Annotated in this window: 12 protein-coding genes and 1 pseudogene; 9 read left to right on the top strand and 4 right to left on the bottom strand. The window is 70.8% G+C overall.

Annotated elements, in window-relative coordinates:
• A pseudogene (locus ABT116_RS29115) lies at nt 1–344 on the bottom strand (phosphatase PAP2 family protein); the annotation flags it as partial.
• A gap of 227 nt (nt 345–571) precedes the next feature.
• Nucleotides 572–1,759 carry a mannosyltransferase family protein gene (locus ABT116_RS29110; RefSeq protein ID WP_351639990.1) on the bottom strand — a complete coding sequence of 396 codons (1,188 nt, stop codon included), beginning with the start codon at nt 1,757–1,759 and terminating at the stop codon, nt 572–574.
• 261 nt (nt 1,760–2,020) lie between these two features.
• On the opposite strand from ABT116_RS29110, the gene ABT116_RS29105 reads away from it, so the two are divergent.
• Both ABT116_RS29105 and ABT116_RS29100 read left to right on the top strand, forming a co-directional pair.
• The gene (locus tag ABT116_RS29105) at nt 2,021–3,622 is read left to right on the top strand and encodes an MFS transporter (RefSeq protein ID WP_351639987.1); all 1,602 of its coding nucleotides are present in this window, start codon (nt 2,021–2,023) and stop codon (nt 3,620–3,622) included.
• 141 nt (nt 3,623–3,763) lie between these two features.
• Nucleotides 3,764–4,954: an acyl-CoA dehydrogenase family protein gene (locus ABT116_RS29100; RefSeq protein ID WP_351639985.1), complete on the top strand. Its 1,191-nt coding sequence runs from the start codon at nt 3,764–3,766 to the stop codon at nt 4,952–4,954.
• A gap of 49 nt (nt 4,955–5,003) precedes the next feature.
• On the opposite strand, the gene ABT116_RS29095 is transcribed toward ABT116_RS29100, so the two are convergent.
• A complete protein-coding gene (locus tag ABT116_RS29095) occupies nt 5,004–5,444 on the bottom strand; it encodes a cell division protein SepF (RefSeq protein ID WP_030850887.1) in 441 nt (146 codons plus the stop codon).
• 290 nt (nt 5,445–5,734) lie between these two features.
• Between ABT116_RS29095 and ABT116_RS29090 the strand changes: the two genes are divergently transcribed.
• From ABT116_RS29090 to ABT116_RS29070, 5 genes are all read left to right on the top strand, one after another.
• Complete coding sequence (locus ABT116_RS29090) at nt 5,735–6,979, top strand: DUF5685 family protein (protein ID WP_351639982.1); 1,245 nt, start codon at nt 5,735–5,737, stop codon at nt 6,977–6,979.
• Nucleotides 6,980–7,486: 507 nt separating this feature from the next.
• Nucleotides 7,487–8,392 carry a S1 family peptidase gene (locus ABT116_RS29085; protein WP_351639978.1) on the top strand — a complete coding sequence of 302 codons (906 nt, stop codon included), beginning with the start codon at nt 7,487–7,489 and terminating at the stop codon, nt 8,390–8,392.
• Nucleotides 8,393–8,785: 393 nt separating this feature from the next.
• On the top strand, nt 8,786–9,868 hold the full coding sequence (locus ABT116_RS29080) for a S1 family peptidase (RefSeq protein WP_351639975.1): 1,083 nt from the start codon (nt 8,786–8,788) through the stop codon (nt 9,866–9,868).
• A 442-nt stretch (nt 9,869–10,310) separates the two neighbouring features.
• Nucleotides 10,311–13,844: a DNA polymerase III subunit alpha gene (locus ABT116_RS29075; protein WP_351639973.1), complete on the top strand. Its 3,534-nt coding sequence runs from the start codon at nt 10,311–10,313 to the stop codon at nt 13,842–13,844.
• Entirely contained in the window at nt 13,841–14,839 is a 999-nt protein-coding gene (locus tag ABT116_RS29070) for a DNA polymerase Y family protein (RefSeq protein ID WP_351639971.1), read from the top strand. The genes ABT116_RS29075 and ABT116_RS29070 overlap by 4 nt, the downstream gene beginning before the upstream one ends.
• 53 nt (nt 14,840–14,892) lie before the next feature.
• Here the strand turns inward: ABT116_RS29070 and ABT116_RS29065 are convergent, their stop codons facing one another.
• Nucleotides 14,893–15,267, bottom strand: a complete 375-nt coding sequence (locus ABT116_RS29065; RefSeq protein WP_351639968.1) for a cupin domain-containing protein — start codon at nt 15,265–15,267, stop codon at nt 14,893–14,895.
• Nucleotides 15,268–15,346: 79 nt separating this feature from the next.
• Here ABT116_RS29065 and ABT116_RS29060 point away from each other — a divergent pair, with 79 nt between their 5' ends.
• Nucleotides 15,347–15,793: a MarR family winged helix-turn-helix transcriptional regulator gene (locus ABT116_RS29060; RefSeq protein WP_351639963.1), complete on the top strand. Its 447-nt coding sequence runs from the start codon at nt 15,347–15,349 to the stop codon at nt 15,791–15,793.
• Between the two features lie 172 nt (nt 15,794–15,965).
• On the top strand, nt 15,966–16,826 hold the full coding sequence (locus tag ABT116_RS29055) for an alpha/beta fold hydrolase (RefSeq protein WP_351639957.1): 861 nt from the start codon (nt 15,966–15,968) through the stop codon (nt 16,824–16,826).
• The last annotated feature ends 141 nt before the right edge of the window (nt 16,827–16,967 follow it).

Raw genomic sequence — 16,967 nt, 5'->3', positions numbered from 1 at the left:
GGCCGCAGGGTGTGCTGCCGCCAGGAGCGCCAGCCCAGCCAGGCCGCGACCATCACGGCGGTCGGGCCGCGCTGTCCGAGGACCACGTAGTAGTCGACGAACCAGTGGATCTCCGACCACTGCTGGTACGGGCGGAAGAACATGACCTGCCAGTCGAGCCGGACCAGCCAGGACGTGATCACCACGGCCCACACGATCGCGCCGTAGAAGGCAAGGGTCGCCGCGAAGAGCACGATGCGGTGCCTGCTCATCTTCGGCACATCGATGTGGGCCGGTCGTTCCGGCTCACGGTCCAGCCGGGCGAAGACCCGGTCCAGACGGGTGAGCTTCGGTTCGGTACGCACCCAATCGACGTTACAGCGAGTGAGCTGAGATCCCGGGCGAATCAACGGCTTTGTGATGACGATGTGATGTGGGATTCCTCTCAGGAGGAGGTTTATTTCCAGCGAATCTGCAATGGTCGGGCGCTGCGGCCTTCAATTCCTTTGATCATTTCTGATGCGGGTTTTATTGCGCTTTTGAATTCGTTCACCGGGGCATGGTGCCGAATTCCCCTGGCGCTCACAGCGGGTCAGGGCGGACCCGAACCGTTCAGCCAGAACGCCCCGTACACCGCGGAGGCCACCGCCACGCACCCCAGCACCGCCGCTGACCTGCGGATACGTGCCCTGGCCAAGGCCAGGGCGAGGGGCAGCAGCAGAGGGAAGGCGGGCAGCAGCAGCCGCGGTTTCGAGCCGAAGTAGCTCGACGCGCACAGGGCGAGCGCCGTCACGATCCCGGTGTAGACCAGCAACGGCAGCGGCTGGCGCTGACGTACTCCGGTCACATACAGCCAGACGACTGACGCGACCCCGAGGATCAGCCCCACGCCGGCCAGGGCCGCCGGGAACGACGTGAACTTTTCGGCGACGAACCGGGCGAAGGCGTACCCGCCGTCGAAGCCGTTGCGCCATCCGGCCTGAACGTCCAGATAACCCAGCGGACCCCTGCCCGTGCGGTGCCCGACCCAGAGCACGTAGCCGGCGGTGCCGAGGGGGGCCAGGAGCACGGCGAGGACGCGCCGGGTCCGGGTCCCGCGGTCGGACGGGGCGACCGTGACGTCCGGACCGGCCGTGCGTCCCTCCTGCACGAAGGCGGCCGCCGCCGTCACCCACACCGCCGCCACCACGGCCAGGCCCACCGGGCGGGTCAGTCCCGCGAGCAGGGCCAGCGTGCCCGCCGTCACCCACCGGCCGGTCAGCACCGCGTACAGCGACCAGGCCGCGAGCGCCGTGAACAGGGACTCGCTGTAGGCCATCGACTGCACGATCCCGACCGGCAGGACGGCCCACAGCAACACCGCGCACACGCCCGCCCGGCGGCCGTACACATGGTCCGCCACCGCGAAGATCCCCCACGCCGCGGCGAGCGAGGCGAGCAGGCTGACGAGGAAGCCACCGTCCGCGTACGACAGCGGCGAGACCGCCGCCACCAGCCGCTCCAGCCAGGGCAGCAGCGGGAAGAACGCCAGGTTCGAGTGCACGTCCCCGTTCGCCAGCCGCACCTCGTAGCCGTAACCGAGCTCGGCGACCCTGACGTACCAGAGCGCGTCCCAGCGGGCGGTCAGCAGCGTGTACGCGCTCTTGTCCCGCGCCGCGCTCCACAGGAACAGGGCGAGCAGGCCCAGGGCCCGGACGGCCGCGTACCCGGCGAGCGCCGGGGCCGCCCGGCGCAGCGCCCCGGCGCGGGACGGGGCCGCGCGCGTCTCAAGATCGGTCACGCGCCCGATTATCGACCCGGGCCGGAACCACCCGGCCGGCCGGGGCGTCGACGACACGGGAGGAAGTGGCGTACGCCACAGCTGTCCGCCGGAGGTGTGAGAGGTCCGCCACTGGTCTCCGCCGGGGACTCGCGTACGCTGACGTGTCACTCGCTTTTCGTTTGCGCCGGCCGGAGACGCCGCTCCTCTCCGACCGAGTCGCGGGGGCGTCCCCCACCCGCGAGCCCGCCGATCGCGAGGGAACATCTGGGAGGTACGTACATGTCCGGGACGACCACGGCCGCCGCTGCGCTGCGCCGTCGGGCGGCCGGGGCCGGTGCCAACCGCTGGGTGGTTCTCGTCGTCCTCTGCGTCAGCCTGCTGTTGGTCGCCGTCGACGCCACCGTGCTGCACGTGGCGGTCCCCGCCGTCACCGAGGACCTGAAGCCCGGCGGGATGGAGCTGCTCTGGATCGTCGACGTCTACCCACTGGTCTGCGCCTCGCTGCTGATCCTGTTCGGCACGCTGGGCGACCGCATCGGCCGCCGCAGAGTCCTGCTCCTCGGATACGCGCTGTTCGGCGTCGCGTCCGGCCTCGCGGCCCTGGCCGACAGCGCCCACGTACTGATCGTGGCGCGGGCCCTGCTCGGCGTGGGCGGCGCGATGATCATGCCTGCCACCCTGTCGATCCTGCGGCAGGTCTTCCCCGACCGGCGGGAGCGGGCGCTCGCGATCGGCATCTGGAGTGCCGTGGCCGCGGTGGGCGCGGCGGTCGGTCCGCTGCTCGGCGGCTTCCTGCTGGAGCACTTCTGGTGGGGCTCGGTGTTCCTCGTCAACATTCCGTTGATGCTGGTCAGCCTCCCCGTGGGACGACTGCTGCTGCCCGAGTCGAAGGGGGACGGCAAGGGTCCCTGGGACGTGGTCGGTGCGCTGATGGCGGCGGCCGGACTGTTCGGTGTCGTGCTGGGCGTGAAGCGGCTCGGCAGCGGGGAGTCGGTGGGCAGCCTGCTCACCGTGCTGCCCCTGGTGGTGGGCGCCGCGCTGCTGGTCGGCTTCGTACGGCGGCAGCGGCGGCGGAGGCATCCGCTGGTGGACCTCAAGATGTTCGCGCGGCCGGCGTTCAGCACGTCCGTCGGGTGCATCGTGCTGGCGATGCTCGCGCTGGTGGGTCTGGAGCTGATCGCGGCGCAGTATCTGCAGCTGGTGCTCGGGCTGTCGCCGCTGGAGACCGGGCTGCGGCTGCTGCCTCTGACGTTCGCGGCGATGGCGGCCGGGCTGGCCGGGGCGCGGATGCTGCGGCGGTTCGGGCCGCGCCGGATGGTGTGCGCCGGGTTCTGCCTCACGGCGTTCGCCGTGGTGCTGCTGACGGCGCTGGGCCGGACCGACGACTGTGCGCTGATGCTGAGCGGGTTCGTGCTGCTCGGCTTCGGGCTGGAGACGACGCTGTTCGGGGCGTACGAGTCGATGCTGAGCGAGGCGCCGCAGGAGCAGGCCGGCGGGGCGGCGGCGATCGGGGAGACGTCGTACCAGCTCGGGGCGGGCATCGGGATCGCGCTGCTGGGCACGGTGATGAACGCGGCGTACGCGCCCGGGCTGTCGGGCGTGCCCGGGGTTCCGGCGTCGGCATCCGCGTCCGCGGGGCATTCGCTGGGGGAGGCGTACGAGGTTGCCGCGCAGCTGGGCGGGTCCGCCGGTGCCGCTCTGCGGCATGCCGCCCGGGATGCGTTCGTGCACGGGCTGCATGTGACGTTGCTGGTAAGCGCGGGGTTGTTGCTGCTCGGGGCGGCGATGGCGTTGCGGTTGCCGCGGGTGATGCAGTGTGAGCCGGAGCAGGTGGAGCTGCCTGCCCCCAGGGACGCGGCGGAGTCACGCGTCTCGGTGTGACGCCCCTTTGCCCACCCACGCACCGCCCGTAGCGGGGGAGGGGCGGGGTCGCCGTTGGCAGGTACGGGTGGTGCAGGGGTGGGTCAACGCCGTAGCGTCTGACTAGCGCTGCTAGTTAAAGAGCTTCGGAGGGTGTCGATCATGTCCGGTTCGTCCAAGCTGCCTCCCTTCGATCCCGGCGATCCCCTCGGCCTGGACGACCTGCTGGAGCCGGAGGACCTCGGGATCAGGGACACGGTGCGGGCCTGGGCCACGGACCGGGTGCTGCCGTATGTCGCCGAGTGGTACGAGAAGGGGGAGCTGCCGGGGATCCGCGAGCTGGCCAGGGAACTCGGCGGCATCGGAGCCCTCGGGATGTCCCTGGACGGATACGGGTGTGCCGGTGCGTCCGCCGTGCAGTACGGGCTCGCCTGCCTGGAGCTGGAGGCCGCCGACTCCGGCATCCGTTCCCTCGTCTCCGTACAGGGCTCCCTCGCCATGTACGCCATCCACCGCTTCGGCAGCGAGGAGCAGAAGCAGCGGTGGCTGCCCCGTATGGCCGCCGGCGAGGTCATCGGCTGCTTCGGGCTCACCGAACCCGACCACGGCTCCGACCCCGCCGCCATGCGGACGTACGCCAAGCGCAACGGCTCCGACTGGATCCTCAACGGCCGCAAGATGTGGATCACCAACGGGTCGGTCGCCGGTGTCGCCGTCGTATGGGCGCAGACCGAGGAGGGGATCCGCGGGTTCGCCGTGCCCACCGACAGCGGCGGGTTCTCCGCTCCCGAGATCAAGCACAAGTGGTCCCTCAGGGCCTCCGTCACCAGCGAGCTCGTGCTCGACGACGTGCGGCTGCCCGCCGACGCCGTCCTCCCCGAGGTCACCGGCCTGCGCGGGCCCCTCAGCTGTCTGTCGCACGCCCGGTACGGAATCGTCTGGGGCGCCATGGGCGCGGCCCGTGCCAGTTTCGAGGCCGCGGTCGACTACGCGAAGTCGCGGGAACAGTTCGGGCGGCCCATCGGGGGCTTCCAGCTCACCCAGGCCAAACTCGCCGACATGGCGGTCGAACTGCACAAGGGGATTCTGCTCGCCCATCATCTGGGGCGGCGTATGGATGCCGGCCGCCTGCGTCCCGAGCAGGTCAGCTTCGGCAAGCTCAACAACGTGCGGGAGGCGATCGAGATCTGCCGCACGGCCCGGACGATTCTCGGGGCCAACGGGATCTCGCTCGAATATCCCGTGATGCGGCACGCGACCAACCTCGAGTCGGTGCTCACCTATGAGGGCACCGTCGAGATGCACCAGCTCGTGCTGGGCAAGGCGCTCACCGGACTCGATGCCTTCCGGTAGGCCGGTCCGGTAACCCTGCGCGAGGGCAGGGCCGGTGAGCGGCCCTGCCTCAGCTCTGGTTGAAGAAGCCGTCCGTGCGGTGCCCGGCCGGATCGCCGTTGACGATCTCCGTGTTGGCGGGGGTCAGCAGGAACACGCGGGTCGAGACTCTCTCGATCGAACCGCGCAGGCCGAAGATCAGCCCGGCCGCGAAGTCGACCACGCGCTTGGCGTCGGAGGCCTCCATGGCCGTGAGGTTCATGATGACCGGCACACCCTCGCGGAACAGCTCGCCGATGGCGCGTGCGTCCCGGAAGCTGTCCGGGGTCACCGTGCCGATGCGGCGGCCCTTCTCCTCGGCGACGTCCGAGGCCACCTTGACGCGCGGATCGGTGACCCAGGCTTCCCCGGGCTCGTTTCCGTCGGAGTAGTCGTCGTCGTCGTAGTAACGCTCGTCTTCGTTGTCGTCGACGAGGCCAAGCCAGGCACTTGCCTTGCGTACCGATCCCATGGACGCCTCCTCTCACAGCGGTCTTTCTGCTTTCCGCATCCCTATGGTCGTCCATGATGCGGATGGCGCGCCAAGTGGATAGACGCCGCACGGGGGGTTTGTGACGGTACTGGTGCACAGCGATTCCGTCGAGAGTCCGTGTGTCCCAAGGGCCGTTTCCCAAACGGCTGCTGACTGTGAGTGAAATATGATTCTTCCCGGCGTACGGGTGATGGCCGGGGCGTACGGGTGAATGCCGGGGCCGGTACGATGCCGCAGCTCAGCGTCGTCACGAAGTTCGGGGGAGCGTTGTGTTCGGAATCGTCAGGCCTTGCAGACACCGGCTCGGAGACAGGCTCGCCGACCAGTGGATGGCGCATTTGTGCGGGCTCTGCCTCGCTCTGCGCGGTGATCACGGGCAGTTCGCCCGGATAGTCACGAATTACGACGGGCTGCTTCTCTCGGTTCTGACGGAGGCTCAGACGGAGGGCGGGGGCGGGGCCGGTCGGCGTACGGCCGGACCGTGCCCGCTGCGCGGCATGCGCACCGCCTCCGTCGCGCACGGCGAGGGAGCCCGGCTCGCCGCGGCCGTTTCCCTGGTGCTGGCCTCGGCGAAGGTGCGCGATCACGTCACCGACGGTGACGGACTGTTGGCCCGCAGGCCGGTGGCGCGTGCCGCGCGCCGGGTCGCCGCGAGCTGGGACACGGCCGGGGCCCGGAGCGGCACCGCTGTGGGATTCGACACCTCGCTCCTGGTCGACGCGGTGGACCGGCAGGTCGGGATCGAGGTACTGGCCGGGCCCGGGACGCCGATCCTGACGGTCACCGAGCCGACCGAGACCGCCACCGCCGCCGCCTTCGCGCACACGGCGGTCCTCGCGGGCCGGCCGTGCAACGCCGGACCGCTCTCCGAGGCCGGGCGGCTCTTCGGACGCCTCGCCCACCTGCTGGACGCCGTGGAGGACCTGCACGCTGATGCCGCGTCAGGCGCCTGGAACCCGATCACTGCTACCGGCACCTCCCTGGCGGAGGCCAGGCGGCTCGCCGACGACGCGGTGCACGGGGTGCGGCTCGCGCTGCGCGACGCCGAGTTCACGGACACGCAGCTCTTGCATCTGCTGCTGGTGCACGAACTGCGGCGCTCGGTGGACCGGGCGTTCGGCACGGTGCCGGTGTGCGCCTCCCACCAGGGTGGCGGGCCCTACGGACCGCAGGGACCTCACGGACAGCAGCCGCCGGGGCCCTACGGCTCCGCGCAGCACCCTCACCCGGGCGGTGGCGGAAATCCGTACGCCGGTGGCGGCGGGGCGTACGGCGGAGACGGATTCGGCGGGGGTTTCGGCGGTGGCGGTTTCGGCGGGGGCGCTCCGGTGCCGCAGCCGCCGCGCCGGCGTGGATTCTGGGCCGGCTGCGGGATGTTCTGGCTGCTGTGCTGCACCTGCAAGCTGTGCTGCGCCAAGGAGTACGAGGGTCCGTGGTCCCGTAAGAAGCGCGAGGGTGTCTGCCGGGACTGCGACTGCGACGGGTGCGACTGCTGCTGCCCCTGCGACGGCTGACCTGCCCCGCTGGAGGACTATCCGGACGGTCGACTTCCGGACATCCCCGGGTGCCGGCGGGCCGACGCGGTGACGCGGTCGTGCTGACCGCTGCCGAGTCGGACGGTCTCGCCGTGGCCGGGCAGCCCTTCGGTGGGGTCTTGCTGGTGCGCGAGGGGGCGTGAACGTGTGGGACTTCGACCCGGAATCCTCCGCGCGCCGGGCGCTCGGCGGACTGCGCTTCACGCCGTACGAACGCTGGACGTCGGGGGCGCGGCGGGGGAGTGCACGCCGGTGTGACGTGCGGCCGGGGGATGAAAGGCGGCCGCAGGGCGGCCTCGTAAGGATCCATCAAAGGCCGGAGTCCGAAAGGCACTCTTGCGCCGACCGGCCGTTCGGCCGAATACTCCCCCTCAGCGCTTGTCAGGGGCACGGCGTGTTCGGAATCCGGACGGCCGGTCCCAGGCTGCGCCTCACGGGCCCGAAACCCCACGAGGGCCCCCTACTTCCTTTGTGGAGGAACGAAAAGTGAGGATCAAGCGCACCACCCCCCGCAGTGGCATTTCGAGACGGACCCGGCTGATCGCCGTTTCCACCGGCCTCGTTGCCGCCGCAGCGATCGCGATCCCCAGCGCGAACGCCTCCGACGCCCCCACCACCTTCAGTGCCGCGGAGCTCAAGAGCGCCAGCGGCTCGTTGCTGAAGGCCGACATCCCGGGCACCGCCTGGGCCGTCGACAGCAAGACCAACCGCGTGCTCCTGACCGTGGACAGCACGGTCACGCAGGCCGAGATAGCGAAGATCAAGCAGCAGGCCGGCGGCAACGCCGACGCGCTCACGATCAAGCGCACCCCGGGCAAGTTCAGCAAGCTCATCCAAGGCGGCGACGCCATCTATGCGAGTAGCTGGCGCTGCTCCCTCGGCTTCAACGTCCGTGCCAGCAACGGCACCGAGTACTTCCTGACCGCCGGTCACTGCACCGACGGGGCGGGCACCTGGTACTCCAACTCCGGCCGCACCACGGTCATCGGCTCGACCGCCGGCTCCAGCTTCCCGGGCAACGACTACGGCCTGGTGCGCTACAGCGGGTCCGTCAGCCGCCCCGGCACCGCCAACGGCGTGGACATCACGCGCGCGGCCACCCCGAGCGTGGGCACCACCGTCATCCGCGACGGCTCCACGACCGGTACGCACAGCGGCCGTGTCACCGCCCTCAACGCCACCGTCAACTACGGCGGAGGGGACATCGTCTCCGGCCTGATCCAGACCACCGTCTGCGCCGAGCCCGGTGACTCCGGCGGTTCGCTCTACGGCAGCAACGGCACGGCGTACGGTCTGACCTCGGGCGGCAGCGGCAACTGCTCCTCCGGTGGTACGACGTTCTTCCAGCCCGTCACGGAGGCCCTGAGCGCCTACGGCGTCAGCGTCTACTAGGCCCCGGCGGCAGTTCACGGCACCTCACTTCGCAGCACTTCTCGTGGCCCCCGCGCGCATCGCGTGCGGGGGCTTCGTGCTGTGTGCGGGCCCCTCCGGGCTTCCCTCCGAACCGGCCGCCGGAGGGGCGAAATTCAGCCACGTGCAGACGTCACAGAGTGGGCACACATTACTCACGCGTAATGTTTGCACTGCGAACGCACGGGAGTTGGGTCCGATTTGATCGTGGACGGTCAATATGAGGGGGCGTGCGAAGCGCTGTCTACGCGCGTCTCGAACTCACCCTTGTGTGCTCCCCGCCGTCCTCGGAATAGTTGGCGCTCGTCAACGAAGCCTTCCGGCTCGTGAGGTCCCCACAACCTCTCGTGCCGACCCCCCACAGGAGGACGTAAGTTGAAGCACCGACGCATACCCAAGCGGCGTGCAGCCGTGGCAGGTGCGGGCATCGCCGCGCTGGTCGCCGCGGGAGTGACGTTCCAGACCGCGAACGCCAGTGAGACCCCTGAGGCGTCCGCGCCCCGGACCCTGTCGGTCACCGCGGCCGGAAAGCTCGCCTCGTCGCTGGCCGAGGACCTGGGTGGCGACGCGGCCGGGACGTACTACGACACCAAGAGCAAGAGCCTCGTGGTGAACGTGCTCGACGAGAGTGTCGCGCAGGCCGTGGAGAAGGCCGGGGCCAAGGCGAGAGTCGTGGCGAACTCCCTCGCCGAACTCAAGAGCGCCCGCAGCACGCTGAAGCAGGACGCGACGATCCCGGGCACCGCCTGGGTGACCGACCCGACGACGAACAAGGTCGTCGTGACCGCCGACCGTACGGTCTCCAAGGCCGAGTGGGCGACGCTGACGAAGGTCGTGGACGGGCTGGGCGCGAAGGCCGAACTCAAGCGGTCCAAGGGGGAGTACAAGCCCTTCGTCGCCGGTGGCGACGCGATCACCGGTGGCAGCGGACGCTGCTCGCTGGGCTTCAACGTGGTCAAGGGCGGTGAGCCGTTCTTCCTGACCGCGGGTCACTGCACCGAGGGCATCTCCACGTGGTCGGACTCCAGCGGCAAGGAGATCGGCACGAACGCGGACTCCAGCTTCCCGGACAACGACTACGGGCTGGTCAAGTACACCGCGGAGGTCGACCATCCGAGTGAGGTGAACCTGTACAACGGGTCCACCCAGAAGATCTCGGGCGCCGCGGACGCGACCGTCGGCATGGCGGTCACCCGGAGCGGGTCGACCACGCAGGTGCACGACGGCAAGGTCACGGGGCTGGACGCCACCGTGAACTACGGCAACGGCGACATCGTGAACGGGCTGATCCAGACCGACGTGTGCGCGGAGCCGGGTGACAGTGGCGGGTCGCTGTTCTCGGGCGACAAGGCGGTCGGGCTCACGTCCGGCGGCAGCGGTGACTGCACCTCGGGCGGGGAGACGTTCTTCCAGCCGGTGACCGAGGCGCTGTCTGCTACGGGGACGCAGATCGGCTGACGACCGAGTGTGTGAAGTCCCGCCCCTTGTGCGAGGGGCGGGGCTTTCGTCTGTCGTGTGCGGCTTGCTGTTCGTCGACGCGCCACCCGCTGCGGGCGGACACCCCCCGACACGGCCCCTGCTCGCCGTGCGCGGGTGCGGGCCGGCTGTGGTCACGGGGTCTGCGTCGCGTTCGCGCGCTCTCGTACCAGTGCAGTGCTCCCGCGTGCGCGATCACGCCGACGATGAGCAGGGTGGCCCGCGGCGTGACGGCGTCTCTCACCTCGGCGAGGAGCGGGTTGTGCGGCATGCCTCCACGGTCGGGGGGTCGGGGTGTTTTCGCAGGTGGGGCGGGGCCGAACGGATGTCGCACATACATTCGAGGATGGGGGTATGGTGGGGGTGAGGTAGCTGGGAACAGATGTTCGAGAGCTGGTGTGGCTCACGAGTGCGGGAGGTGCGTGTGCCGGGGTTCACGCATCTGCACACCGTCTCCGGATTCTCATTGCGTTATGGAGCCTCGCACCCGGAGCGGCTGGCCGAGCGTGCCTCCGAGCGGGGCATGGACGCCCTTGCGCTGACCGATCGCGACACCCTCGCCGGCGCGGTCCGGTTCTCGAAGGCCTGCGGGAAGGCGGGGGTCCGGCCCCTGTTCGGGGTCGATCTGGCGGTGGGGAGTGCGGAGCCCGGGGTCGAGCGACGGGGGCGGCGCCGGACCCCGGTGCGGGGCGGTGCCTTTGTCGATGAGTCGGCCCCTCGAGTGACCTTTCTCGCCCGGGACGGCGCCCGGGGATGGGGGGAGCTGTGCCGGCTCGTCTCGGCTGCCCATGAGGGGGAGGGGACGCCCCTGCTGCCCTGGGAGCGCAATCATGCCCGGGGTGTGACCGTGCTGCTCGGGCCCGCGTCGGACGTAGGGCGTGCCCTGGCAGCGGGACGGCCCGACCGTGCGGCGCGGCTGCTCGCGCCCTGGCGGGACCTCTACGGCGACGACCTGCGGCTGGAGGCCGTCTGGCACGGCCGGACAGGTACGGGCCCGGGCTCGCTGCGGCTGGCCGCCCGTACCGTCGGGTTCGCCGCCGAGCAGCGGATCCGGCCCGTGCTCACCAACGCCGTACGGTACGCCGACCCGGGTCTCGGGCCGGTCGCCGACGTGCTGGACGCCGCCCGGCGGCTGGTGCCCATCGACCCGGCCAAGGGGCTGGACTCCGGTGAGGCCTGGCTCAAGGGCGCCGGGGACATGGCCGGGGTGGCGGAGCGGATCGTGGAGGCCGCGGGGTTCCGGCGGGAGACCGCTCACCGGCTGGTGGAGCAGACGCAGGCCACGGCCGCCGAGTGCCTGGTCGACCCCGAGGACGATCTCGGGATCGGCACCGTCCACTTCCCCGAGCCGCATCTGGTCGGGGCCGGACGCCGAACCGCCCAGCGGACGCTGGCCTCGCGGGCGACGGCCGGGATGGTGCTGCGCGGGTACGACCGGCGGCGGGAGTACTGGGAGCGGATGCACCACGAGCTGGACATCATCGCCCACCACGGGTTCGCCTCCTACTTCCTGACCGTCGCCCAGGTCGTGGACGACGTGCGGAAGATGGGCGTCCGGGTCGCCGCCCGGGGGTCCGGGGCCGGGTCGCTCGTCAACCATCTGCTCGGTATCGCGCACGCCGATCCGATCGAGCACCGGCTGCTGATGGAGCGGTTCCTGTCGAAGGAGCGGGTCGTGCTGCCCGACATCGACATCGACGTGGAGTCCGCGCGGCGGCTGGAGGTCTACCGCGCGATCATCGACCGGTTCGGCACCGAGCGGGTCGCGACGGTCGCGATGCCGGAGACGTATCGCGTGCGGCACGCCATCCGTGACGTGGGGGCCGCCCTGTCCATGGACCCGGCCGAGATCGACCGGGTCGCCAAGTCCTTTCCCCATATCCGGGCGCGGGACGCCCGCGCGGCGCTGGAGGAGCTGCCCGAGCTGCGCGCGCTGGCGGGGGAGAAGGAGAAGTACGGGAAGCTGTGGGAGCTGGTCGAGGGGCTGGACGCCCTGCCGCGCGGGGTGGCCATGCATCCGTGCGGGGTGCTGCTGTCCGACGCCTCCCTGCTGGCGCGTACGCCGGTCATGCCGACCAGCGGCGAGGGCTTTCCGATGTCGCAGTTCGACAAGGACGACGTCGAGGACCTCGGACTGCTGAAGCTGGACGTGCTGGGCGTGCGGATGCAGTCGGCCATGGCGCACGCGGTGGAGGAAGTGGAGCGGGCGACGGGGAACAGGGTCGATCTGGACGGGCTGGCGCCGGGGGATCCGGAGACGTACCGGCTGATCCAGTCCACCGAGACGCTCGGGTGCTTCCAGATCGAGTCGCCCGGGCAGCGGGATCTGGTCGGGCGACTCCAGCCGGCCACGTTCCACGACCTCGTCGTCGACATCTCGCTGTTCCGGCCCGGGCCGGTCGCCGCCGACATGGTGCGGCCGTTCATCGAGGCGCGGCACGGGCGGGCGCCGATCCGGTATCCGCACCCGGATCTGGAGGGGCCGCTGAAGGAGACCTACGGGGTCGTCGTCTTCCACGAGCAGATCATCGACATCGTCGACATCATGACCGGCTGCGGGCGCGGCGAGGCCGACCGGGTGCGGCGCGGGCTGTCGGATCCGGAGTCGCAGGCGCGGATCAAGGTGTGGTTCGCCCAGCACGCCGCGGCGAACGGCTATGACGCGGAAACGATTCAGCGGACCTGGGAGATCGTCGAGGCCTTCGGGTCCTACGGCTTCTGCAAGGCGCACGCGGTCGCCTTCGCCGTGCCGACCTACCAGTCGGCGTGGCTGAAAGCGCATCATCCGGCTGCCTTTTACGCCGGGCTGCTCACGCACGATCCCGGGATGTATCCGAAGCGGCTGCTGCTGGCGGACGCGCGGCGACGTGGAGTCCCCGTGCTGCCGTTGGATGTGAACGCGTCGGGGGTCGCACACCGTATCGAACTGGTGTCCGGTAAGTGGGGGCTGCGGCTGGCTCTCTCCGATGTGCACGGCATCAGCGAGGCCGAGGCGGCGCGGATCGCCGAGGGCCGGCCGTACGCCTCACTGGTCGACTTCTGGGAGCGGGGACGGCCCAGCCGTCCGGTGGCCCAGCGGCTCGCACAGGTGGGAGCACTGGACGCGTTCGGCGCCAACCGCCGCGATCTGCAACTGCATCTGACCGAGCTGCACCGGGGCGCCCGGGGCTCGGGCGGAGACCAGTTGCCGTTGGCCGGGGGGCGGAAGACCGCACCGGCCGGGCTGCCCGATCTCACCTCCTCGGAGCGGCTGAGCGCCGAGCTGGGCGTGCTGTCCATGGACGCCTCACGCAATCTGATGGATGATCACCGGCAGTTCCTCGACGAGCTGGGCGTGGTGTCGGCGCGGCGGCTGCGCGAGGTCAGACACGGGGAGACGGTGCTGGTCGCGGGCGCCAAGGCGGCCACCCAGACGCCGCCGATCCGGTCCGGCAGGCGCGTCATCTTCTCCACCCTGGACGACGGCACGGGCCTGGTCGACCTCGCCTTCTTCGACGACTCCCACGACTCCTGCGCCCACACCGTCTTCCACTCCTGGCTGCTGCTGGTGCGCGGGGTGGTGCAGCGCCGCGGCCCGCGCAGCCTCAGCGTGGTGGGAGCCGCCGCCTGGAACCTCGCGGACCTGCTGGAAGTGCGCCGGGAGGAGGGGCTGGAGGGGGTCGCGGCCCGGCTGGCCGGCCCCGGCTCCGGTGGGTCCGGAGAAGGCGGTCCCGGCGAGGAGGATGCCGGCGGCGACGGTTCCGGCGGCGACGGTGAGGGGGCCGCGCGGCGGCGACTCGCCGGGTCGGACGGGGTGCCCGCGCCGACCGGTTCCGCGGCCAGGGATCCGATGGAGCAGCGGAAGATCCGTATGTCCACGGGGTACGAGATGCACCCCTGGGCCGATCTGCGTCCGGCGGGCGAAGAGCCCGCGAACACAAGGAAGTTGTGGCACCAGAGTCCGGGGAGTGCGGGATGACCATCCTCTGCGTACGTTTCCAGCTGCCGCCGAGCGACGAGGCGGACCTGCCCCGTCTGCTAGGGATGCTCGAGGAGTTCACCCCCGTCGTCCAGGCTCTGCCACCGGACGGGGCGCTGGCCGACGTGCGCGGTGCCGAGCGGTACTTCGGGCGGGACGCCCTCGAACTGGCCTCGGTGATCCGGGTGCGGTCACTCGCACTCCACGGCGTCGACTGCGTGATCGGAGCCGGACCCGGGCCGATGCTGGCCCGGATGGCGCTGCGTGAGGCCGTGCCCGGGGTGACGTGTGCGGTGCCCGACGAGCCGGACGCCGTCGCGGAGTTCCTCGCGGACAAGCCGGTCGTCGCGCTGCCCGGTGTGGGTGCCGCGACCGCTCGCACGCTGGGCGACTACGGGCTCGACACCCTCGGCCGGGTCGCCGCCGCACCGCTGTCCACGCTGCAGCGGCTCATCGGTGCGAAGGCCGGCCGCGAGCTGCGCGAGAAGGCGAACGGCCTCGACCGCGGCCGGGTCGTACCGAACGCCGTCTCCCGGTCCCTGGCGACGGAACGCCCCTTCGGGCGCGACGAACTGGACCCGGACCGGCACCGCAGGGCGCTGCTGTCGGCCGCCGAGGAGATCGGTGCCCGGCTGCGCGCCCTGGAGAAGGTCTGCCGCACGCTCACCCTCACCGTGCGCTACGCCGACCGGTCCGCCACCACGCGCAGCCGCACCCTGAGCGAACCGACCGCGCACTCCCCGGCACTGACCAGGGCCGCCTACGGGATGTACGAGGCGCTCGGGCTGCAGCGGGCCCGGGTACGGGCGATCGCCCTGCGCGCCGAGGGACTCGACCCCGCCGAACAGGCCTCCCACCAGCTGACCTTCGACCCGGTGGACGAGAAGGTCCGCCGTATCGAGGAGGTCGCGGACCGGGCGCGGGCGAAGTTCGGGCCGCGGGCGGTGATGCCCGGGGGACTAGGGGGCGGCCGCCGCGGGGGACGGGCGGCGTAGACCCTTCCGTATGACGTCGGCCTGTCCGTGTGACGTCAGCCTTCCGTAGGACGTCAGTTGGCCCACGGCGGCGCGATGCGGGTGCCGTCGGCCAGCCGTGCCTCCAGGCCGATCGAGGTGGTGACCCAGGAGTACGCGGGCCGGTCGGTCGCGTTCTCGACGGTCAGGGTGGCCCCGGGGTTGATGATCACCGTGTCGCCCGCCGCGATCCGCTCGGTGCGGCCGTCGAGGGTGATCAGCAGCTCACCGTCGAGCAGATGGAAGATCTCCTCCCGGCTGACCGTGTGCGCGGGTGCCTTGAGACCGGCCGGGATCTCGCCCCGCCAGGCGCACAGCTCCTTGCTGCCGCTGCCCGGGGTGGCGTACGAGACGAAACGGGCGCCGTGAATTTCGTGGGTGATGGCTTCGGACGATCGGACGATGGGCATGAGGCCTCCAAGTAGTCAAGCAGCTTGACTATATAGTCAAGCTGCTTGACCGTTCCGTCAAGGGTGTTTCAATGCATGCGTGCAGAACTCCGAGGCCATGGCCCTGTCCGCCGCCCTGCTCGCCGTCGCCGGTGGGCTCACGCAACGCATCAACGAGGGCGTGATCGCTCGCGGTTTCGAAGGCGTCCGGCCCGCGCACGGCTTCGCCTTCGCCCGGCTCGCTCCCGACGGCGCGACGGTCACCGACCTCGCCGTCCATCTCGGGGTGACCAAGCAGGCCGCGAGTCAGCTCGTCGACGAGCTGGTGCGCAAGGGGTACGCCGAGCGGCGGCCGCACCCCGAGGACGCGCGGGCGCGACTGGTCGTGCTGACCGAGCGCGGCTGGAGCTGCACGCGGGCCGCCGAGGAGGCGGCCGCGGAAGCCGTGCGGGAATGGGGGGACCTGCTGGGGGAGCGCGAAGTGCGGTCGCTGGGGGAGCAGTTGCTGCGGATCGCTCCACGCGGGCCCGTTCGGCCTGCCTGGTGAGAGGGCGTCGGGCGGGGTCCTCTGCGCCGGTTACCACCGGAAGTTTTTACTGACGCGTAACTTCCCAGTTTGACTACTCGCCCGTAACTTGACGAGTGAACAGCATCCTCGTGATCCGGATCACAGGGCCCAGTGCCGTCGCACCTCCCCTGAGCCGCAAGGAGATCACCCGATGCTGCCCTGGAAACGAGCGCTCAGACCTCTGGCCGCGCTGCTGCTGACCGCCGCCGCCGTCACCGTCCCCGCCACCACGGCCCAGGCCGAAGGCGCCCCGAGTTCCGGCTGGAACGACTACTCCTGCAGGCCGTCCGCCGCCCACCCCCGCCCCGTCGTCCTCGTCCACGGCACCCTCGGGAACTCCGTCGACAACTGGCTGGGCCTCGCCCCCTATCTGAAGGTCCGCGGCTACTGCGTCTTCTCCCTGGACTACGGCCGGTTGGAGGGAGTCCCCTTCTTCCACGGCCTCGGACCCGTCGAGAAGTCCGCCGGAGAGCTGAAGGACTTCGTGAACAAGGTGCTCGCGGCCACCGGCGCCGACAAGACCGACGTCGTCGGACACTCGCAGGGCGGCATGATGCCCCGCTACTACCTCAAGTTCCTCGGCGGAGCCGCCCGGGTGCACGCCCTGGTCGGCATCGCGCCCAGCAACCACGGCACCGACCTGAACGGCTTCACCCACCTGCTGCCGTACTTCCCCGGCGCCGCGGACCTGCTCTCGAAGAACACCCCCGCCCTCGCCGACCAGGTCACCGGCTCCGCCTTCCTCGCCAAGCTCAACGCGGGCGGCGACACCGTGCCCGGCGTGCGCTACACCGTCATCGCCACCCGGTACGACGAGGTGGTCACGCCGTGGCGCAGCCAGTACCTGAGCGGACCGGACGTGCGCAACGTCCTGCTCCAGGACCTGTGCCCCGTCGATCTGTCCGAGCACGTGGCCGCCGGGCTGTTCGACCGGGTCGTCTTCCACGAGGTGGCCAACACCCTCGATCCGGGCCGGGCCACGCCCACCACCTGCGCATCGGCCTTCGAATGACACGTGTCACCAGTTGACACGTGTCAGGGAGGGGAAACGTTTCGGGTCGACGGGGGCTGAAGATCGTCTGTCGGCGGGGGTGCGGGCGCGGCGAGGATGGCGCCGGGGCTCGATGATCACGGACCCGGAAAGGCAGTGACT

Source organism: Streptomyces sp. NPDC002130, assembly GCF_040296465.1.
GTDB lineage: Bacteria > Actinomycetota > Actinomycetes > Streptomycetales > Streptomycetaceae > Streptomyces.
Note: the sequence above shows the minus strand (reverse complement) of the source record. Positions and strands in the feature narration are given on the sequence as shown.